Source organism: Streptomyces sp. NPDC026672, from assembly GCF_040638185.1.
GTDB lineage: Bacteria > Actinomycetota > Actinomycetes > Streptomycetales > Streptomycetaceae > Streptomyces.
On record NZ_JBEZXS010000021.1, the window covers coordinates 134,157 to 154,214 of the forward strand.

General features: G+C 70.7%; 13 protein-coding genes, 1 tRNA gene and 1 rRNA gene. 2 read left to right on the forward strand and 13 right to left on the reverse strand.

Translation table 11 applies throughout. The annotated features are described in order from the left end of the window. The first annotated feature begins 35 nt into the window (after window positions 1–35). On the forward strand, window positions 36–872 hold the full coding sequence (locus AB0F77_RS24380; RefSeq protein ID WP_361952382.1) for a DNA-formamidopyrimidine glycosylase family protein: 837 nt from the start codon (window positions 36–38) through the stop codon (window positions 870–872). A 104-nt stretch (window positions 873–976) separates the two neighbouring features. On the opposite strand, the gene AB0F77_RS24385 is transcribed toward AB0F77_RS24380, so the two are convergent. From AB0F77_RS24385 to AB0F77_RS24430, 10 genes are all read right to left on the reverse strand, one after another. After that, the gene (locus AB0F77_RS24385; RefSeq protein ID WP_361952385.1) at window positions 977–1,252 is read right to left on the reverse strand and encodes a hypothetical protein; all 276 of its coding nucleotides are present in this window, start codon (window positions 1,250–1,252) and stop codon (window positions 977–979) included. Window positions 1,253–1,379: 127 nt separating this feature from the next. Continuing rightward, window positions 1,380–1,850: a DNA starvation/stationary phase protection protein gene (locus AB0F77_RS24390; protein WP_361952388.1), complete on the reverse strand. Its 471-nt coding sequence runs from the start codon at window positions 1,848–1,850 to the stop codon at window positions 1,380–1,382. Between the two features lie 199 nt (window positions 1,851–2,049). Continuing rightward, complete coding sequence (locus tag AB0F77_RS24395) at window positions 2,050–2,424, reverse strand: helix-turn-helix transcriptional regulator (protein ID WP_361952391.1); 375 nt, start codon at window positions 2,422–2,424, stop codon at window positions 2,050–2,052. 109 nt (window positions 2,425–2,533) lie between these two features. Beyond that, a complete protein-coding gene (locus tag AB0F77_RS24400; RefSeq protein WP_361952394.1) occupies window positions 2,534–3,079 on the reverse strand; it encodes a CinA family protein in 546 nt (181 codons plus the stop codon). Then, window positions 3,076–3,828, reverse strand: coding sequence for a CDP-diacylglycerol--glycerol-3-phosphate 3-phosphatidyltransferase (gene pgsA / locus AB0F77_RS24405; protein WP_361952397.1), 753 nt, complete (start codon window positions 3,826–3,828; stop codon window positions 3,076–3,078). Before pgsA ends, AB0F77_RS24400 begins: the two co-directional genes overlap by 4 nt. Continuing rightward, entirely contained in the window at window positions 3,825–5,300 is a 1,476-nt protein-coding gene (rimO, locus tag AB0F77_RS24410; RefSeq protein WP_361952400.1) for a 30S ribosomal protein S12 methylthiotransferase RimO, read from the reverse strand. The genes pgsA and rimO overlap by 4 nt, the downstream gene beginning before the upstream one ends. Window positions 5,301–5,393: 93 nt before the next feature. Next, on the reverse strand, window positions 5,394–6,239 hold the full coding sequence (locus tag AB0F77_RS24415; RefSeq protein ID WP_361952403.1) for a RodZ domain-containing protein: 846 nt from the start codon (window positions 6,237–6,239) through the stop codon (window positions 5,394–5,396). A 278-nt stretch (window positions 6,240–6,517) separates the two neighbouring features. Further along, window positions 6,518–9,244 carry a DNA translocase FtsK gene (locus AB0F77_RS24420; RefSeq protein WP_361952406.1) on the reverse strand — a complete coding sequence of 909 codons (2,727 nt, stop codon included), beginning with the start codon at window positions 9,242–9,244 and terminating at the stop codon, window positions 6,518–6,520. 123 nt (window positions 9,245–9,367) lie between these two features. Next, the gene (locus AB0F77_RS24425; RefSeq protein ID WP_361952409.1) at window positions 9,368–10,048 is read right to left on the reverse strand and encodes a response regulator; all 681 of its coding nucleotides are present in this window, start codon (window positions 10,046–10,048) and stop codon (window positions 9,368–9,370) included. A 274-nt stretch (window positions 10,049–10,322) separates the two neighbouring features. Continuing rightward, window positions 10,323–15,785, reverse strand: a complete 5,463-nt coding sequence (locus AB0F77_RS24430; protein WP_361952412.1) for a HAMP domain-containing protein — start codon at window positions 15,783–15,785, stop codon at window positions 10,323–10,325. Between the two features lie 397 nt (window positions 15,786–16,182). Between AB0F77_RS24430 and AB0F77_RS24435 the strand changes: the two genes are divergently transcribed. Next, window positions 16,183–18,939, forward strand: a complete 2,757-nt coding sequence (locus AB0F77_RS24435; protein ID WP_361952415.1) for a SpoIIE family protein phosphatase — start codon at window positions 16,183–16,185, stop codon at window positions 18,937–18,939. 99 nt (window positions 18,940–19,038) lie between these two features. Here AB0F77_RS24435 and AB0F77_RS24440 read toward each other — a convergent pair. The 3 genes from AB0F77_RS24440 to rrf all read right to left on the reverse strand — a co-directional run. Then, window positions 19,039–19,111 (reverse strand) — tRNA-Thr (locus AB0F77_RS24440). An 87-nt stretch (window positions 19,112–19,198) separates the two neighbouring features. Next, window positions 19,199–19,861, reverse strand: coding sequence for a DegT/DnrJ/EryC1/StrS family aminotransferase (locus AB0F77_RS24445; RefSeq protein ID WP_361952442.1), 663 nt, complete (start codon window positions 19,859–19,861; stop codon window positions 19,199–19,201). Between the two features lie 113 nt (window positions 19,862–19,974). After that, window positions 19,975–20,058, reverse strand: a 5S ribosomal RNA gene (gene rrf / locus AB0F77_RS24450); the annotation flags it as partial.

Here is a 20,058-nt window from a genome sequence, read left to right on the forward strand (position 1 = left end):
CGCCCCGGCCGGCCTCCCCGTGTCACCCTTGACCCATGCCCGAAGGCGACACGGTCTGGCAGGCCGCGCAGCGGTTGCACGGGGCGCTCGCCGGGCGGGCGCTGGCCGTCAGCGACCTGCGGGTGCCCCGGTACGCGACGGTCGACCTGACCGGCCGTACCGTCCTGGACGTCACCCCGCGGGGAAAGCACCTGCTCACCCGTATCGAGGGCGGCCTGACCCTGCACTCGCATCTGCGGATGGACGGCGCCTGGAAGGTGTTCGACACCGGCCGGCCCTTCGCCGGCGGCCCCGCCCACCAGATCCGGGTGGTCCTCGGCAACACCGAGCACACGGCTGTCGGCTACCGCCTCCCCGTGCTCGACCTGATGCGCACCGCCGACGAGTCCCGCGTCGTGGGTCATCTGGGCCCCGACCTCCTGGGCCCGGACTGGGACCCCGAGTCGGCCCTGGCCCGGCTGCTCGCGGACCCGGACCGCCCGCTCGGCGAGGCCCTGCTCGATCAGCGCAACCTCGCCGGGATCGGCAACGTGTACAAGAGCGAGCTGTGCTTCCTGCTCGGCGTCACCCCGTGGCTGCCCGTGGGCGCCCTGCCGTCGGAGCGCGCCGCGAAGCTGCCCGCCCTCGCGAAGCGTCTCCTGGACGCCAACCGCGACCGTCCCGTCCGCACCACCACGGGCCGGCGCGGCCAGGACCTGTTCGTGTACGGGCGCGCGCCCCGCCCCTGTCTGCGCTGCGGCACCTCGATCCGCGCGGCCGACCAGGGCGACGGCTCCCGCGAGCGCCCCACCTACTGGTGCCCGGCCTGCCAGCACGGCCCCGCACCGGCCCCCGGCTCCCCACCGACCCGCCGCGGCCGTACCCCCCGCTGACACCAACCCCTGCACCCCGCTCACGCCCAGCCGCACACCCCGCCCACACTCAGCCGCACGCCTCACTGGTGCAAGGCCCTACGCCCCGCCGGCTCCCCTGCCGGTCACGAGGCATCGGATGCACTCGAACGAGGTCTCCGCGCCGCGTCGTTGACGCGTCCGGCCCGCCAGGCCGCCCGCCAGCGCTCCACGCCGACCGCGCCGGCCGCCTCCCCCTTCGCCGCGCAGTGCACCGGCAGCAGGCTCACCGCCCAGCCGCCCGCCACCACGGTGCCCTCCACGAGCCCCGCGCCGTCCCCCAGGGCGAGCCGCAGCGCGGCCCACCACCACACCGCCCCGAACCCCACAGCGGCCCCCCAGCGCACCGCCCGCCGCACCATGCCCGCCACCTCCCACCGGGACGCTAGAACGCGGCCCTCGCCGCGAGGGAGGGCGCACCAGGGGCACACGAACGCACCGTCGCCCGGGCCCCGGCACGGGCCGGCGCCACGGCGCCTCCCGGCACGATCACGCGTTCTCGGCCTGGAACATCCAGTGGTGCTTCTCGAAGTCCGCCGTGATGCCGATGAGCAGGTCCTGGGTCACCGGGTCCGGCTCCTCGGTCGCCCGCACCCGCTCCCGCATCCGGGTGATCACCGAGCCGAGGGCGTCCACGAGCCTGCCCACCGCGTCCGTGTCCTTGATCCAGCCCGAGGGTGTCGTCCCGATGCCGCTGCCGGAGGCCACGGTCGCGGCGCGCCCGTCGGGCGGGACGCCGAGAGCCGAGGCCCGTTCGGCCACCGTGTCGGAGTGGGTGCGCGCGGAGGCGACGACCTCGTCGAGCTGGAGGTGGACGGACCGGAAGCGGGGGCCGACGACGTTCCAGTGGACCTGTTTCGCGACCAGCGCCAGGTCCACGAGGTCGACCAGTGCTCCCTGGAGCGCCTCGGTCACGGTCTTCAGGTCCGCGTCGGACAGGGAGCTCTTCACGACGTACATCCACGGCCTCCGTTGATTCGCCCGGTCAGGTCCCTCCACCATGACCGGCCCACCGGATACCGGCAAATGGGCGCAGAGCGACACGGCGGCGCACGGCAGCGGGCAGCACGAAGGCCCCGGCCGCGCGCTTCCGGTTCTCCCGGAGGCGCCCCGGCCGGGGCCTCGTACGTGTCACGTCACACGGTCACGCGCGCGCGGATCACGCCGCGACCACGTCCACCGCTTCCGCGGGCGCCTTGATGGTCACCCGTTCCGGTGGCACACCGGTCACCGAGACGGAACCCAGCATCGGACGAACCGGCGCGGGCACGGTCTCGGAGGCCGCGGCGGACTGGGCCAGCTCGGCGAGTGCGAGCTCGTCGCTCACTTCCCGCATGAGCTCGGACATCCGTACGTCCAGCGCGTCGCAGATGGCGGAGAGCAGTTCGGAGGAAGCCTCCTTCTGCCCCCGCTCCACCTCGGAGAGATAGCCGAGTGAGACTCGGGCGGACGAGGAGACTTCGCGCAGAGTACGGCCCTGGCGTTGGCGCTGCCGACGCAGCACGTCACCCAGCAGGCGACGGAGCAGAATCATCGGTGGCTCCCTCCTCGGACCGCGTAGCCGCATCCTTCTCGCCCCACCGTACCGCCTCGCGCCGCGGCCGTGCGGGGAGCGATGTCGTGTTCACTCAGGGCTGCAAACATCAAAACCCCCCGTTCCGTTCCGTATCCTGTGCCCGCTCATTCCCGATCTGTTCGCCCGCCAGCTCCCTCAGAAGCAGCGCGAGCACGCTCCGTACACTCTCCATACGGATTTCCGCGCGGTCGCCGTTCAACCGCAGCGCCTCCACTTTTCCGCCACCGGCAGAACCCACGGTCGTCCCGGAGGGGCCGTCGACGGCCACGAACACGGTGCCCACGGGCTGTCCGTCCTGCGGGTCCGGCCCGGCCACTCCGGTCGTCGCGATGCCCCAGTCGGCACCGAGCGCCTTGCGCACTCCGGACGCCATCTCGGCCGCGACCTGCGGATCCACGGCTCCGCGTTGAGCCAGCAGGGTGGCGTCCACACCCAGCACCCCGTGCTTGAGGTCCGTGGCGTAGGCGGTGACCGAACCACGGAACACCTTGGACGCCCCGGGCACCGAGGTGATCTCCGCGGCGACCAGCCCACCCGTGAGCGACTCGGCGACGGCGAGCGTCTCGCCCTTCACCGTCAGTAGTCGCACCACGTCGGTGGCCGTGCGGTTCACCCTGCGTTCTCCTCCAACGCCGCCTGCCGTTCGGCGATTCCCTGCCGGCGCAGCACAATGGCCTGTCTCACATAGTCGAGTCCGGTGACCACGGTCAGCACGACGGCGGCGGCCATCACCCAGAACCGCAGGGTGGCCAACCAGCCTGTCAGGGCCAGCACGTACATCCCGACGGCCACGCCCTGGGTGAGCGTCTTCAGCTTGCCGCCGCGGCTCGCGGGGATCACGCCGTACCGGATGACGAGGAAACGCAGCAGGGTGATCCCGAGTTCCCGGCCGAGGATCACCGCGGTGACCCACCAGGGCAGATCGCCCAGCGCGGAGAGACAGATCAGCGCGGCTCCCATGATCGCCTTGTCGGCTATGGGGTCGGCGATCTTCCCGAAGTCGGTGACCAGGTTATAGGTGCGCGCCAGATGGCCGTCGAACAGATCGGTGATCATGGCGACGGCGAAGGCCGCCCAGGCGAACGAACGCCACGCGGGGTCGTACCCCCCGTTCGCCAGCATCAGCGCGACGAAGCCGGGGACGAGGAGCAGCCGGAGCATGGTCAGCAGGTTGGCGATGTTCCACAAGCTCGCCTGGTCGACCGCCGCGGCGGCGATCTTGCCGCCGCGCGCCGACCTCGTGCCGTCCTCGGGACCGGGAGCCGCACCGGGCGCCGGGGCGGAGCCGCCGGCCGCGGCGGAGCCCGAGGCCCCGTGCGCACCGGAGGAACCGCCTGCGGCGGACGCCGGGACTCCCGTCATCTGGCCGCCTCCTCGCCAAGGGTGAGCGAGCCCGCGAGCGGCTCGGCCACCAGGTCGACACCTTCCGTACCGACCACCTTGGCCTCGACGATACGACCGACGCGCAGGCCCTCGCCGCTCGTGAGCAGAACCTGGCCGTCGGTCTCCGGCGCCTGGTGCGTCGCGCGGCCGTACACGCCCTCCTCGTCGTCGACCGACTCGACCAGGACGTGCACGGTCTCGCCCAGGCGCTCCTCGGCGCGCTGCGAGACGAGTTCCTCGGCGAGCCGGGAGACCTTGGCCAGCCGCTCGGCGACGACGTCCGTGTCGAGCTTGCCGTCGTAGCCGGCGGCCTCCGTGCCGTCCTCGTCGGAGTAGCCGAAGACACCGATGGCGTCCAGGCGCGCGTGGGTCAGGAAGCGCTCCAGTTCGGCGAGGTCGGCCTCGCTCTCGCCGGGGAAGCCGACGATGAAGTTGGAGCGCACGCCGGCCTGCGGGGCCTTGGTGCGGATGGTGTCGAGCAGTTCCAGGAAGCGGTCGGTGTCGCCGAAGCGGCGCATCGCGCGCAGCACGTCCGGGGCGGAGTGCTGGAAGGACAGGTCGAAGTAGGGGGCGATCTTGGGCGTGGAGGTCAGCACGTCGATCAGGCCGGGGCGCATCTCCGCGGGCTGGAGGTAGCTGACGCGCACCCGCTCGATGCCGTCGACCTCGGCCAGCTCGGGCAGCAGGGACTCCAGGAGGCGGATGTCGCCGAGGTCCTTGCCGTACGAGGTGTTGTTCTCGGAGACCAGCATGATCTCCTTGACGCCCTGCTCGGCCAGCCAGCGGGTCTCGTTCAGGACGTCGCTGGGGCGGCGGGAGATGAACGAGCCGCGGAAGGACGGGATGGCGCAGAAGGAGCAGCGCCGGTCGCAGCCGGAGGCGAGCTTGACCGAGGCGACCGGTGAGCCGTCCAGGCGGCGCCGCAGGGGGGCGCGCGGGCCGGACTCGGGGGCGAGGCCCTCGGGGAGGTCCGTGGGGGCGCCGTGCCCGGGCAGGGCGACCTCGGTGGCGAACTCCTGCCGCTCGACGGGGCTGATCGGCAGCAGCTTGCGGCGGTCGCGGGGGGTGTGGGCGGCGTGGACGCCGCCGCTCAGGATGGTCTGGAGCCGGTCGGAGATGTCCGCGTAGTCGTCGAAGCCGAGCACGCCGTCGGCCTCGGGCAGGGCCTCGGCCAGCTCCTTGCCGTACCGCTCGGCCATGCAGCCCACCGCCACGACGGCCTGCGTTCTCCCATGTCCCTTGAGGTCGTTGGCCTCCAGGAGGGCGTCCACGGAGTCCTTCTTCGCGGCGTCCACGAAGCCACAGGTGTTGACCACGGCGACATCGGCGTCCCCGGCGTCCTCGACGAGCTGCCAGCCGTCCGCCTCCAAGCGGCCTGCGAGCTCCTCCGAGTCCACCTCGTTACGGGCGCAGCCGAGAGTGACGAGTGCGACGGTACGGCGTTCAGGCATGGGCTCAAGACTACTTCGTCCGACCGACAGCCCACGTCGACGGGGTTGGCCGAACCCGGCCAACCCCGTGATGTCACGCCCCCGACGGGCCGGTCAGCCGACCTCGGGGTCGCCCTTCGTGTAGGTCAGACGCTCCACGGCGCCCGGCCGGAAGTCGTCCTCGATCTTCTTGCCGTTGACGTAGAGCTGGATCGCTCCGGCGTCGCCGAGAATCAGGTTGATCTTCGAGCTGTCCTGGAAGGTCTTGGAGTCGCCCTTCTTGAGGAGTCCGTCGAAGAGCATGCGGCCGTTGTGGTCCTTGGCCGAGATCCAGCTGCGTCCGTCGACGGCGCTGACCTGGACGGTGACCTTGTCCTGGGGCGCGGCGGCGATGGCGCTGTCGGAGGGCTCGGGCTTCTCGTCGGCGGGCTTGGACCCGGTGGGCTTCGGAGAGGCGGTGGTCGCGCCGGCGGACGGGGTGGCGCCCTGGGCGACCTCGTCCTTGGCGTTGCTGCCGTCGTCGCCGCCCTTGACCACGGTGAAACCGACGAAGCCGACCACGGCGACGATCGCGGCGACCATCGCCGCGGTCCAGTTCGGCCCGCGCCGCTCGGGGCGGATACGTTCCGCCTCGAAGAGCGGCGCGGCCGGGGTCGGCGCCGGACGTCCGCCGTGGTCGGCGTCGTACTGCGCGAGCAGCGGTGCGGGATCGAGGTGGACGGCCCTGGCCAGGGTCCGGATGTGGCCGCGGGCGTAGACGTCGCCGCCGCAGGGGGCGAAGTCGTCCGCCTCGATGGCGTGCACGATGGTGATGCGGACTCGAGTGGCGCTGCTGACGTCGTCCACGGACAGCCCGGCCTCGATACGCGCCTGCTTGAGTGCACGGCCTACGGAGATACGGGCTTCCTCGGAGACGTCTTCGAACGGACGCTCGTCTTCAGGGGAGTTGCCGATGGACACGGGGGCGCCTTTCGAGCGTGTAGCCACCTGTGCTGGAGGTTAAGTCTAGGGGGGATGCAAAAGGGTGGGGCAACCGGGCGGTGGGACTTTGTACGCCATCGGTATGGCCGGTCACGCCGATGACGGGCCAGGTGCGGACCCCAGTGTGACGGCCCTACCTGTCCTTCCGCTCAACTTGACGTGCGTCAAAGGGAAACGGTTGCCCGCCGATGTCTAACGGGTGGATCACGACGGTGCGGCCACCCGGCCCAATCCCGTGCGCCGGGCGTTTCGTGTCCCTACCCTTCAGACTCCCCCCGGATGACCGAGAGCACGCCGTCCAGCTCGTCGGGTTTCACAAGAACGTCACGAGCCTTCGATCCCTCGCTGGGTCCGACGATGTTCCGGGACTCCATGAGGTCCATGAGCCGGCCGGCCTTGGCGAAGCCGACGCGCAGCTTGCGCTGGAGCATCGACGTCGATCCGAACTGCGTGGAGACGACCAGTTCGGCCGCCTGGCACAGCAGGTCGAGGTCGTCGCCGATGTCCTCGTCGATCTCCTTCTTCTGCTTGGTGCCCACCATGACGTCGTCCCGGAAGACCGGCGTCATCTGGTCCTTGCAGTGCTGGACGACCGCCGCGACCTCCTCCTCGGTGACGAACGCGCCCTGCATACGGGTCGGCTTGTTCGCCCCCATCGGCAGGAACAGCCCGTCGCCCTTGCCGATCAGCTTCTCGGCGCCGGGCTGGTCGAGGATGACGCGGGAGTCGGCGAGCGAGGAGGTGGCGAACGCCAGTCGCGAGGGCACGTTCGCCTTGATCAGACCGGTGACGACGTCGACCGAGGGCCGCTGCGTGGCGAGGACGAGGTGGATGCCGGCCGCGCGCGCGAGCTGTGTGATGCGCACGATGGAGTCCTCGACGTCGCGCGGGGCGACCATCATCAGGTCGGCCAGCTCGTCCACGATGACCAGCAGGTACGGATACGGGTGGAGTTCGCGCTCGCTGCCCTCGGGCAGCTTCACCTTGCCGTTGCGGACGGCCTCGTTGAAGTCGTCGATGTGCCGGAACCCGAACGCGGCCAGGTCGTCGTAGCGCAGGTCCATCTCCCGCACGACCCACTGGAGCGCCTCGGCGGCCCGCTTGGGGTTGGTGATGATCGGTGTGATCAGGTGCGGGATGCCTTCGTAGGCGGTGAGTTCGACGCGCTTGGGGTCGACGAGGACCATGCGCACGTCCTCCGGGGTCGCCCGCATCATCACCGACGTGATGAGGCAGTTGATGCAGGACGACTTGCCCGACCCGGTGGCGCCGGCGACCAGCATGTGCGGCATCTTCGCCAGCGAGTGCATGACGTAGCCGCCCTCGACGTCCTTGCCGAACGCGACCAGCATCGGGTCGTCGTCCTCGGCGGACTCCGCGAGGCGCAGCACGTCGCCGAGGTTGACCATTTCCCGGTCGGTGTTGGGGATCTCGATGCCGACCGCCGACTTGCCGGGGATCGGGCTGATGATCCGCACGTCCGGGCTGGCGACGGCGTACGCGATGTTCTTGGTGAGCGCGGTGATCCGCTCGACCTTGACGGCGGGCCCGAGTTCGACCTCGTAGCGGGTGACCGTGGGCCCGCGCGTGAAGCCGGTGACCCGCGCGTCGACCTTGAACTCCGAGAAGACGGTGGTCAATGAGGCCACCACGGCGTCGTTGGCGGCGCTGCGCGCCTTGCCCGGACCACCCCGCTGGAGCAGGTCGAGCGTGGGCAGCGAGTACGTGATGTCGCCGGACAGCTGAAGCTGCTCCGCGCGCGGGGGCAGCTCGCGGGTCTCCGCGGGGGCGGCCTTGGTCAGGTCGGGCACACCCTCGGAGGTGAGCTTCTCCTGCTTGGGCCGGGCGGCCGGGGCCGGGACGGGCGTCGACGTCGGGACGGGGGTCGGTGTCGGCGTGGTCTCCTCGCGGTCGCCGACGCTGACGCCCTGGGTGAGGTCGGCCACGACCGGGGAGGGCGGCATGCCGTGCAGGACGGCGCCGTCGAGCGCGGCGGCGGCGGCCGCGGCGACGTCCACGGCGTCCATCCGACGGCCCATGTCGGGCTGGGGCACCGCGGAGCGCCTGGGACGGCCCCGGCGCTGCGAGAGGGCCTCCTGCTCGGCGCCGTCGACGTCGTACGCCTCGGCGGCGCCCCCGCGCCTGCGGGAGCGCGCGGGCAGCGCCTCGCGCCACTGCTCGTCGTAGCGCTCGTCGTCCTCGCCCGGCTCGTCCGGGAGCGGGTCGCGCAGGACGCCCAGGCGGACGCCGAGCGCGCGCAGCCGCTGCGGAACGGCGTTCACCGGGGTGGCGGTGACGACCAGCAGCCCGAAGACCGTGAGCAGCACGAGCAGCGGGACGGCGAGGACGTCGGTCATGGTGTACGTCAGCGGGGTGGCCGCCCCCCAGCCGATGAGGCCGCCGGCGTCCCTTATCGCCTGCATGCCGTCACTGCGGGCGGGCGAGCCGCACGCGATGTGGACCTGGCCGAGCACGCCGATGACGAGCGCGGACATGCCGATCACGATGCGCCCGTTGGCCTCGGGCTTCTCGGGGTGCCGGATGAAGCGCACGGCGATCACCGCGAGCAGTATCGGCACCAGCAGGTCGAGGCGGCCGAAGGCGCCGGTGACCAGGATCTCGACCAGGTCGCCGACGGGGCCGCGCAGATCGGCCCACGTGCCGGCCGCGACGATCAGCGCGAGGCCGAGCAGCAGCAGCGCGACGCCGTCCTTGCGGTGCGCCGGGTCGAGGTTCTTGGCGCCCTGCCCTATCCCGCGGAAGACGGCGCCGACGGTGTGCGCGAGGCCGAGCCAGACGGCGCGCACGAGTCGGTAGACGCCGCCGGTGGGACTGGGCGCGGGCTTGCGGGCCGGAGCCGCCTTCTTCGCGGCGGCCTTCTTGGCGGGCGCCTTCTTCGCAGCGGCCTTCTTCGCCGGAGCCTTCGAGGGAGCAGCCGCCTTCTTCGCGGGCTGCTTCTTGGCTGCGGAGGGACGTGAGGCCATGGAGGTGAGGTTACCGGGGGAGGCGACGGCGGACACGTGTGCGTGCCGCTTCACCCGTTCGTGTCGCCCTTGCGGAGACCCGGAACTGACGTGCGCTCACGGCCAACGACCGGTGGGCACACGTCAGTTCTGGGACGGCAGCGAGGGGGCGCCGCCCGCGCCCGGTTCCAGGGCGTCCAGCGCGCGGCGCAGTCCGGTGAGCTTGCGCTCCAGATGGGCGGCCGTGGCCACCGCGGCGGCGTCCGCGGACTCGTCGTCCAGCTGCTTGGACAGCGCCTCGGCCTGCTCCTCGACGGCCGCGAGCCGCGCCGACAGCTCGGCGAGCAGCCCGGCAGGCTCCTTGCCCGCGTCGACGGCGCCCTTGCCGCCGCCCTCCAACTGGAGCCGCAGCAGGGCCGCCTGCTCGCGCAGCTGGCAGTTCTTCATGTACAGCTCGACGAACACCGAGACCTTGGCGCGCAGCACCCACGGGTCGAACGGCTTGGAGATGTAGTCCACCGCGCCCGCCGCGTAGCCCCGGAACGTGTGGTGCGGGCCGTGGTTGATCGCGGTGAGGAAGATGATCGGGATGTCCCGGGTCCGTTCTCGCCGCTTGATGTGCGCGGCGGTCTCGAAACCGTCCATTCCCGGCATCTGGACGTCCAGCAGAATGACCGCGAAATCGTCCGTGAGCAGTGCCTTGAGCGCTTCCTCCCCGGACGATGCCCGCACCAGTGTCTGATCGAGCGCAGAGAGGATGGCCTCCAGCGCCAGCAGATTCTCCGGCCGGTCATCGACCAGGAGGATCTTGGCCTTCTGCACCATGGCCCGCCCTCCTCGCCCCGGCGGTACACCGGGCGCCGCCCCAGGGGACGACTCCCTTTCGCCGCCCGTCCTTGTGCCGGTCATGGTAGCCGCACCCCGCCGGTCGCCACACCCTGTCACCGTGATGTCACTGTGCACACAGCGGAAACGCGGTCGGGCACCAGAAGGTTCCCCGATTCCCGCGCCGCTACACCGTCCCGGGCCTCGGGAATCGGCGGACGCCGCCGCTCCCCGAGGATTCCCCGGCCGTTCACCCGTGTCCCACCCGTGCGCGTCATTCCGCTCGCATCCACTGCCGCATCACCGACAGCAGATGATCGGGGTCGACCGGCTTGGTGACGTAGTCCGAGGCGCCCGACTCGATCGCCTTCTCCCGGTCGCCCTTCATCGCCTTCGCGGTCAGCGCGATGATCGGCAGCCCGGCGAACTGCGGCATCCTGCGGATCGCCGTCGTCGTCGCGTACCCGTCCATCTCCGGCATCATGATGTCCATCAGCACGACCGCGACGTTGTCGTGCTGCTCCAGGACCTCGATGCCCTCGCGGCCGTTCTCCGCGTACAGCACCGACAGCCCGTGCTGCTCCAGGACGCTGGTCAGCGCGAAGACGTTGCGGATGTCGTCGTCGACGATCAGCACCTTCTCCCCGCCGAACCGCACCGTGCGCTGCGGCTCCACCGGCGCCGCGGGCGTCTGCTCGCCCACGGCCTGCCACTGCTCGGGCGCCGGGGTGGTGCGGCGCCGGCGCCGGAACAGCGCCGCCGCCCCGTGCTGCGTCTCCTGGTACGACTTCACCTCGGCCGGCGTCTCGACCTGCGGGTCGGACAGCTCGGACGCCTGCCGCTCGGCGCCGACCACCGGGCCCGCCGGGGGCACCGGCAGCGACTGCTGGTAGCCCTGAGGCGGCAGCTCGCTCGGGTGCAGCGGCAGGTACAGCGTGAACGTCGAACCCCGCCCCGGCTCGCTCTGCGCGTGGATCTCACCGCCCAGGAGCTGCGCGATCTCCCGCGAGATCGACAGCCCGAGGCCCGTGCCGCCGTACTTGCGGCTGGTCGTGCCGTCGGCCTGCTTGAACGCCTCGAAGATCACCCGCATCTTGCTGGCCGCGATGCCGATGCCGGTGTCCGTCACCGAGAACGCGATCAGCGGCGCGTCCGGATCGTTCACCGAACCGGCCTCCAGCAACTGCTCCCGGATGCCCACCGGGACGTCCGCCCCGGCCGGCCGGATCACCAGCTCCACCGACCCCGAGTCCGTGAACTTCACCGCGTTGGACAGCAGGTTGCGCAGCACCTGGAGGAGGCGCTGCTCGTCGGTGTGCAGGGTGGCCGGCAGCTCGGGCGAGACCCGCACCGACAGGTCGAGGCCCTTCTCCGCGGTCAGCGGCCGGAACGTCGCCTCCACGTAGTCGACGAGCTGCACCAGCGCGATACGGGTCGGCGAGACGTCCATCTTGCCCGCCTCGACCTTGGACAGGTCCAGGATGTCGTTGATCAGCTGGAGCAGGTCCGAGCCCGCCCCGTGGATCGTCTCGGCGAACTCGACCTGCTTGGGCGTCAGGTTCGCGTCGGCGTTGTCCGCCAGCAACTTGGCCAGAATCAGCAGGGAGTTGAGCGGTGTGCGCAGCTCGTGCGACATGTTCGCGAGGAACTCGCTCTTGTAGCGCATCGACACCGCGAGCTGCTCGGCGCGCTCCTCCAGGACCTGCCGCGCCTCCTCGATCTCGGTGTTCTTGACCTCGATGTCCCGGTTCTGCTGGGCCAGCAGCTCGGCCTTCTCCTCCAGCTCGGCGTTGGAGGACTGGAGCGCCTTCTGCCGGTTCTCCAGCTCGGCCGACCGCTCCCGCAGCTGCTCGGTCAGCTCCTGCGACTGCTTCAGCAGCACCTCCGTCTTGGTGTTGACGGAGATCGTGTTGACGCTGGTCGCGATCATCTCGGCGATCTGGTTGAGGAAGTCCCGCTGGATCTGCGTGAACGGCGTGAACGACGCCAGCTCGATCACCCCGAGCACCTTGCCCTCGAACAGCACCGGCAGCACGATCACCTGCGCGGGCGGCGCCTCGCCGAGCCCCGAGGAGATCTTCAGATAGCCGCTGGGCGCGTTCTCCACCAGGATCGTGCGCTTCTCCTCGGCCGCCGTGCCGATCAGCGCCTCCCCCGGCCGGAACGACGTCGGCATGGAGCCCATCGAGTAGCCGTACGAGCCCAGCATGCGCAGCTCGTACGCGTCCTCGTCCTCGGCGTTCTCGGCCTTCATGTCCTTGCCGTCGACCAGCGGCATCGCCAGGAAGAACGCGCCGTGCTGCGCCGAGACCACCGGCGTCAGCTCGCTCATGATCAGCGACGCCACGTCGTCCAGGTCCCGGCGCCCCTGCATCAGCGCGGAGATACGGGCGAGGTTGCCCTTGAGCCAGTCCTGCTCCTTGTTGGCGATCGTGGTGTCGCGCAGGTTGGCGATCATCTTGTTGATGTAGTCCTGGAGCTCCTGGATCTCGCCGGACGCGTCCACGTCGATCTTCAGGTTCAGGTCACCGCGGGTCACCGCGGTCGCCACCCGCGCGATGGCACGCACCTGCCGGGTCAGGTTCCCGGCCATCTCGTTCACCGACTCGGTCAGGTCGCGCCAGGTGCCGTCCACGTCGCGCACCCGCGCCTGGCCGCCCAGCTGCCCCTCGGTGCCCACCTCGCGGGCCACGCGGGTGACCTCCTCCGCGAAGCTGGACAGCTGGTCGACCATCGTGTTGATCGTCGTCTTGAGTTCGAGGATCTCCCCGCGCGCGTCGATGTCGATCTTCTTCGTCAGGTCACCCTTGGCGATGGCCGTGGTGACCATGGCGATGTTGCGCACCTGGCCCGTCAGGTTGGACGCCATCTGGTTCACCGACTCGGTGAGGTCCTTCCACGTGCCCGCGACGCCCGGAACGTGCGCCTGACCGCCCAGGATGCCGTCCGTGCCCACCTCACGGGCCACCTTGGTCACCTGGTCGGCGAACGAACTCAGCGTCTTCACCATCGTGTTGATGGTGTCCGCGAGCTGCGCCACCTCGCCGCGCGCCTCGATCGTCACCTGCCGCGTCAGGTCGCCGTTGGCGACCGCCGCGGAGACCTGGGAGATGTTGCGCACCTGCATGGTCAGGTTGTTGGCCATCAGGTTCACGTTGTTGGAGAGGTCCTTCCAGATGCCCGTGACACCCGGAACGTGCGCCTGACCGCCCAGGATGCCCTCGGTGCCCACCTCACGGGCCACCCGGGTCACCTGCTCGGCGAAGCTGGACAGCTGGTCGACCATGGTGTTGACCGTCGTGACGAGTTCGAGGATCTCGCCCTTCGCGTCGACCGTGATCTTCTTCGACAGGTCGCCCTTGGCGACCGCGGTCGTGACCTCGGCGATGTTGCGCACCTGGATCGTCAGGTTGTTCGCCATGAAGTTCACGGACTGCGTGAGGTCCTTCCACGTGCCCGCGACCCCCTGCACCTCCGCCTGGCCGCCGAGGATGCCCTCCGTGCCCACCTCACGGGCCACACGCGTGACCTCCTGGGCGAACGACGACAGCTGGTCGACCATCGTGTTCAGGGTGTTCTTGAGCTCCAGGATCTCCCCGCGCGCGTCCACGGTGATCTTCTGCGACAGGTCACCGCGGGCCACCGCCGTCGCCACCTGCGCGATGTTGCGCACCTGGGCGGTCAGGTTGCCGGCCATGCCGTTCACCGAGTCCGTCAGGTCGCGCCACACGCCGGCCACGCCGGGCACCTGCGCCTGACCGCCGAGGCGGCCGTCCGTGCCCACCTCACGGGCCACCTTGGTCACCTGGTCGGCGAAGGCGGAGAGCTGGTCGACCATCGTGTTGATGGTGTTCTTCAGCTCCAGGATCTCCCCGCGCGCGTCGACGTCGATCTTCTGCGACAGGTCGCCCCGCGCCACCGCCGTCGTCACCTGGGCGATCTGCCGCACCTGGGACGTCAGGTTCCCGGCCATGAAGTTGACGGAGTCCGTCAGCTCCTTCCAGGTGCCCGAGACGCCGTCCACCCGCGCCTGACCGCCCAGCCGGCCCTCCGTGCCCACGTCACGCGCCATCCGCGTCACCTGGTCGGCGAAGCTGGAGAGCTGGTCCACCATCGTGTTCACGGTGTTCTTCAGCTTCAGCATCTCGCCGGAGACGTCGACCGTGACCTTCTGCGACAGGTCACCGTTCGCCACCGCCGTCGTCACCTGGGCGATGTTGCGCACCTGACCGGTCAGGTTGCGGAAGGCGGTGTTGACCGAGTCCGTCAGGTCCTTCCACGTACCGGCGGCGCCGGGCACCTGCGCCTGACCGCCCAGTTCACCCTCGACACCGATCTCCCGGGCCACCCGGGTGACCTCGGCACCGAACGAGGACAGCTGGTCGACCATCCCGTTGACGGTGTTCTTCAGCTCCAGCATCTCACCGGCCACGTCCACGGTGACCTTCTGCGACAGGTCACCGGTCGCCACCGCCGTCGTCACCGCGGCGATGTCCCGCACCTGCGTCGTCAGGTTCCGGAAGACCGTGTTGACCGAGTCCGTCAGGTCCTTCCACGTGCCCGCCGCGCCCGGCACGTTCGCCTGGCCGCCCAGCCGCCCCTCGCCGCCGACCTCGTTGGCCACACGCGTGACCTCATCCGCGAAGATCCTCAGCGTCTCGGTCATCTGGTTGATCGTCTCGGCCAGCTGCGCGACCTCGCCGCGCGCGGGCACGGTCACCTTCCGCGACAGATCACCGTTGGCGACCGCCGTGGTCACCTGCGAGATGCCACGCACCTGCGCGGTGAGGTTGCCGGCCATCGTGTTGACGGAGTCGGTCAGCTCCTTCCACACGCCGGCCACCCCGGGCACCTGCGCCTGACCGCCGAGGATGCCCTCCGTGCCCACCTCACGGGCCACACGGGTCACCTCGGAGGAGAACGACGACAACTGCTCCACCATCGTGTTGACGGTGTTCTTCAGCTCCAGCATCTCGCCGGCGACATGCACCGTCACCTTGCGCGACAGATCGCCCCGGGCGACGGCCGTGGTGACGAGCGCGATGTCCCGCACCTGCGCGGTCAGCCGGTTCGCCATCGTGTTGACGGACTCCGTCAGGTCCTTCCAGGAACCCGACATGCCCCGCACCCGGGCCTGCCCGCCGAGCTTGCCCTCGGTGCCCACCTCGCTGGCCACGCGGGTGACCTCGTCGGTGAACGTCGACAGCTGGTCGACCAGGTTGTTCACGGTCCGCCCGACCCGCAGGAACTCGCCGCGCAGCGGATGGCCCGTGCCGTCCGGCGCCTGCGTCCGCAGCTCCATGCGCGGCGAGAGATCGCCCTCCGCGACCGCGGTCAACACCCGCCCGACCTCGGAGACGGGCTGCACAAGATCGTCGACCAGCGCGTTGGACGCCTCGACCGCGGACGCCCAGGACCCCTCCAGAGCGCCTGTTTCCAGCCGTTCCGTGAGCTTGCCCTCACGGCCGACCACACGCCGTACCCGGGACAACTCGCCCGTCAGATGCAGATTGCGGTCGGCCACCTCGTTGAAGACGGCGGCGATCTCCGACATCACGCCGTCCCCGGACACCGTGAGCCGTTTGCGGAAGTTCCCGTCGCGCATCGCCACGAGCGCCACCAGCAGCCGGTTCAGGGCCGCCGTGTCCACCACGGTCGTCCCGCCCCGCTGCCTGCTCGGGGACTGTCCGCCCTTGGCGCGCGTCTTAGTGCCCCGCGCCGCTGCGCCAGACTCCACTGTGTCCCTCCCGCGGGGATCGACCGTCACTGCTGTGCCAGGGGTGCTTCACTTCGGCGTACCGGACACCGGATGACCGATGGTCTCCGCTGCATGTTTCTGCCAGGTGCGAACGAGTCACACCAGGGGCTGCTGCCCGACCTACACGGATCACACTCGGCCCGCCCGGACCTTCACAAGAAGCTTGCCCAGTGTTTCACCCCTACCGAACCAGGCCATAACAGTTCGGCAGCTTCGCACACCGTCCGCACACCCTGGGGGCGTAAACACCGACGACCGGCATCCGCTCGGACGGCGAAGGTAAGTAACCTTGCATCCGGCTGTCCAGCCGCACCGGTCCGTCCGGCATGGGCGGTGGCACGAGCACGAGCGGGCATCGGAGGGGCGGCCGCAGACCATGACCACCGGACTGATCCCCGGGGGACAGACCCCGGACCCCAGGCCGACGGGTGAGCGGATGCCGCACCAGCGGCACGAGCCGGCCGGCGGAGGAGTCCTGCCCGTCGACAACAGGTCGAGGAGTTCTGTGATCACCGCGCGCGCGGCCGCCAGTTTCGAGCCCGTCGGACGATCGGTCGCGACCGCGCGGTCCTTCGTCCGCGACACCCTCCAGGGCTGGGGCTTCGCCGACGTCATCGACGACGCCGTCGTCCTCACCAGCGAACTGGTCACCAACGCCGTGGTGCACGCCGGCACCCACGCCGACGTCCTGTGCCTGCGCGCCGATGACGGCGTACGCATCGAGGTCGCCGACCGCTACCCGGAGCGCGAGGTCCCCCTCCAGGGCTCCCCCGTCAACATGGGCAGCCCCGACCGCGAGGGCGGTCGCGGACTCCAGCTCTGCGCCGCCCTGGCCGCCCGCTGGGGCGTCGAGTACACGCCCACGCACAAGAACGTCTGGTTCCAACTCGACCTGCCCGAACGGCCCGTGGGCACCCGCGCCGCCGGCCCGTCGCTGCCCGCCGACCTGCTGCCGCTCGCCGACGGCCGGGTCCGCGTCGCCGTCGTCCAGATCGACCGCACCGGCGCCATCACCGCCTGGAACGAGGACGCCGAGGAACTCTTCGGCTACGCCGCCGACCAGGTCACCGGCAAGCCCCTCACCGACCTCGCGGCCTGGCCGCACACCCCGGGCATCAGCACCGGCATCGCCGAGGCCCTCCAGCTCTCCCGCTGGGAGGGCAGCTACGGCATCCGCGGCGCCGACGGCCGCGTCACCCCGGTGTACGCCTCCCACCTGCGCGTCCGCGACACCGGCGGCGAGCCCTCCACGGTCTGCCTCCTGGTCCGCGACCACGAGCGCGCGGTCCTCCAGACCCCGCCCCGCGTCCCGTCCTCCGACGCCTCCGGCACGGGCGAGGGCCAGAGCAGCGACCCGTTCGAGGTCTTCATCGGCTCCCCGGCCCCCGACGACCTCGACGGCCTCCTCCAGCGCACCGTGGAGCGCGCCCGCGACATGCTCGACGGCGACTCCGCCTTCCTGCTCCTGGCCACCGACGACGAGACCGAGCTGGAGGTCCGCGCCTCCACCGGGCTGCCCTCGGCCCGCCAGCGCTTCGCCCGCGTCCCCGTCGAGGCGGGCCCCGGGCGCTACGGCTCGGCGCGCATGCCCGCCGTCCACGACGACCTCTCGGCCGTACCGGGCGCCGTGCCGCTCCTGGGCGGCACCGGGATGCGCTCGGTCGTCACGGTCCCGCTGAAGGTCGAGGGACGCCTCACGGGCTCCCTGGGCGTCGCCGCCGAGTCGCCGAACCGGTACTCCAACGAGGAGGCCCTGCGCCTCCAGTTCGCCGCCGACCGCATCGCCCTGGCCGTCGAGTCGGCCCGTCTGGGCGAGCTGGAGCGCCTGCGCCGCGGTTCGCTGAGCTTCCTCGTCGAGGCGTCCGACCTGCTGGCCGGCACCCTGGACCGCGACCAGACGCTCGCGCTGATGGCCCAGATGACGGTCCCCACCCTGGCCACCTGGTGCGCCGTCTACACCATCGCCGACCAGGCGTCCGATCCCTACCTCTCCTACGTCCTGCACGAGGACGAGGAACTCATCGACGGCATCAAGTCGTTGCTCTCGAAGATCGCCCCGCCGGACCCGGTGCCCACCCCCGGCGCCCGCGTGTGGACGGTCCCCGCGGAGGTGGCCCACCAGGCCGCGCTGCGGACGTCCATGCGCAGCCTCGGCCTCACCGGCGGCCCCATCCACCAGGTCGCCTCCGGCATCGGCCCGACGCTCGCCACGGCCTCCGCGGTGGGCGGCGAGACGGTCGTCCTGCCGCTGGTCGCCCGCAACCGGGTCATCGGCATGCTCACCCTGGGCAAGCCCACCGACGAGCACTTCCGCCAGGAGATCCTGGAACTGGCCGAGGACCTGTCCCGCAGGGCCGCCCTGGCCCTCGACAACGCCCGCCTGTACTCGGAGCGCACGGCCATCAGCCAGTCCCTCCAGCGCAGCCTGCTGCCGCCCGGCCTCCCCCAGATCGAGGGTGTGGAGGTCGAGGTCATCTACCGCGCGGCCGGCGAGGGCAACGAGGTCGGCGGGGACTTCTACGACCTCTTCCCGATCAGCGACGACGCGTACGGCTTCGCCATCGGCGACGTCTGCGGTACGGGCCCGAACGCGGCGGCCGTCACGGGTCTGGCCCGGCACGCCCTGCGCCTGCTCGCCAGGGAGGGCCTGAGCGGCCCAGCGGTCCTGGAGCGCCTCAACTCCGCGATCCTCGACGAGGGGGCCCGCAGCCGCTTCCTGACCCTCCTGTACGGCGAGATGCGCCCCCAGGAGGACGGCAGCGCCGAACTCAAGGTGGTCTGCGCCGGTCACCCGCTCCCCCTCCGGCTGCGCCAGGACGGCACGGTGGAGGCGGCTGCCGAGCCCCAGCCGCTCCTGGGCGTGATCGAGGACCTGGAGCTGTACGAGCAGACGGTCACGCTCGATCCCGGTGACGTGCTCCTCTGTGTCACGGACGGCGTCACGGAACGCCGGGAGGGCACCCGCATGCTCGGCGACGACGGCCTCGCCGACGTGCTGACGACATGCACGGGTCTGACGGCCGGCGCGGTCGCCGCCCGCATCATGCGCGCGGTCGAACGCTTCGCCTCGGACGCCCCGTCCGACGACATGGCGATCCTGGCGATGCGCGTCCCGGGCCTGCACAGGGACTGAGGGACCGACTGCCGGGCCCCGGCCGGGGCCCGGCACCGCCACACTTCGGCACAGGGCAACAAAAAAGACCTCACCCGATCGGGTGAGGTCTTTTGATTGAGCCCCCAAACGGAATCGAACCGTTGACCTTCTCCTTACCATGGAGACGCTCTACCGACTGAGCTATAGGGGCCTGTTGCTTCTTCGGGGTTTCCCCCTCGGCAACGGAATAGATCATACCCCGAACGGGGGTGTGCTCCCAACCCGTTCGGAAGGCGGGTCAGAAGGCGGGCTGGAGCAGTCCGCCCAGGGCGTTGCAGGCAGACACGATGCGCTGCATCTCATGTTTGGTCAGCGACGCGTCCACGGGCAGCGCCAGCGTCTCGTCGGCGGCCCGCTCGGTCTCCGGCAGCGACACACAGCGCCGGAACTCGGGCAGCCGGTGCACGGGGGTCTTCACGGGCACGCGGCAGTCGACTCCCCTGGCCCGCACGGCCCGTGCGTAGGCGTCGCGATCGGGCCGGCCGTTGCCGGGGACGCGCACGACGTACTGCTGGAAGGTGTGTCCGTCGCCGCCGTCGGGCGTGTGCACGCCCCGCAGCTTGGACTCCAGGTAGGCGGCACGCTCCCGCCGCTGGGCTATCTCGTCGTACGGCGCCTCGGACTCGCCCTGTTCAAGGACGAGCAGCCCGTGCCGCTGGCCGACGCCGTGCAACTGCTCGATGTCGGCCCGCCGTCCGAAGCGGTGGACGACAACAACCGCCGCGGTACGGGAGGTTATGACCGCTTCGACGGAGGCAGGGTCGAGGCAGTAGGTGACCGGGGCTATGTCCGCGAACACCGGTATGGCGCCGGCCAGTGTGACGGCCTCGGCGACCTCGACGTTCCCGAAGGCCGGTACGACGACCTCGTCACCGACACCGACGCCGGCGGCCCTCAGCATTGCTGCAGTACCCATGTGGTGATGCTGAGCGCGGAACGTGAACGTCAAGTTACGGCAAACAAAAAAGGGTTGGGCTCCGAACCGAAGTTCAGAACCCAACCCTCTCACAATTTGTTCGGCGGTGTCCTACTCTCCCACAGGGTCCCCCCTGCAGTACCATCGGCGCTGTAAGGCTTAGCTTCCGGGTTCGGAATGTA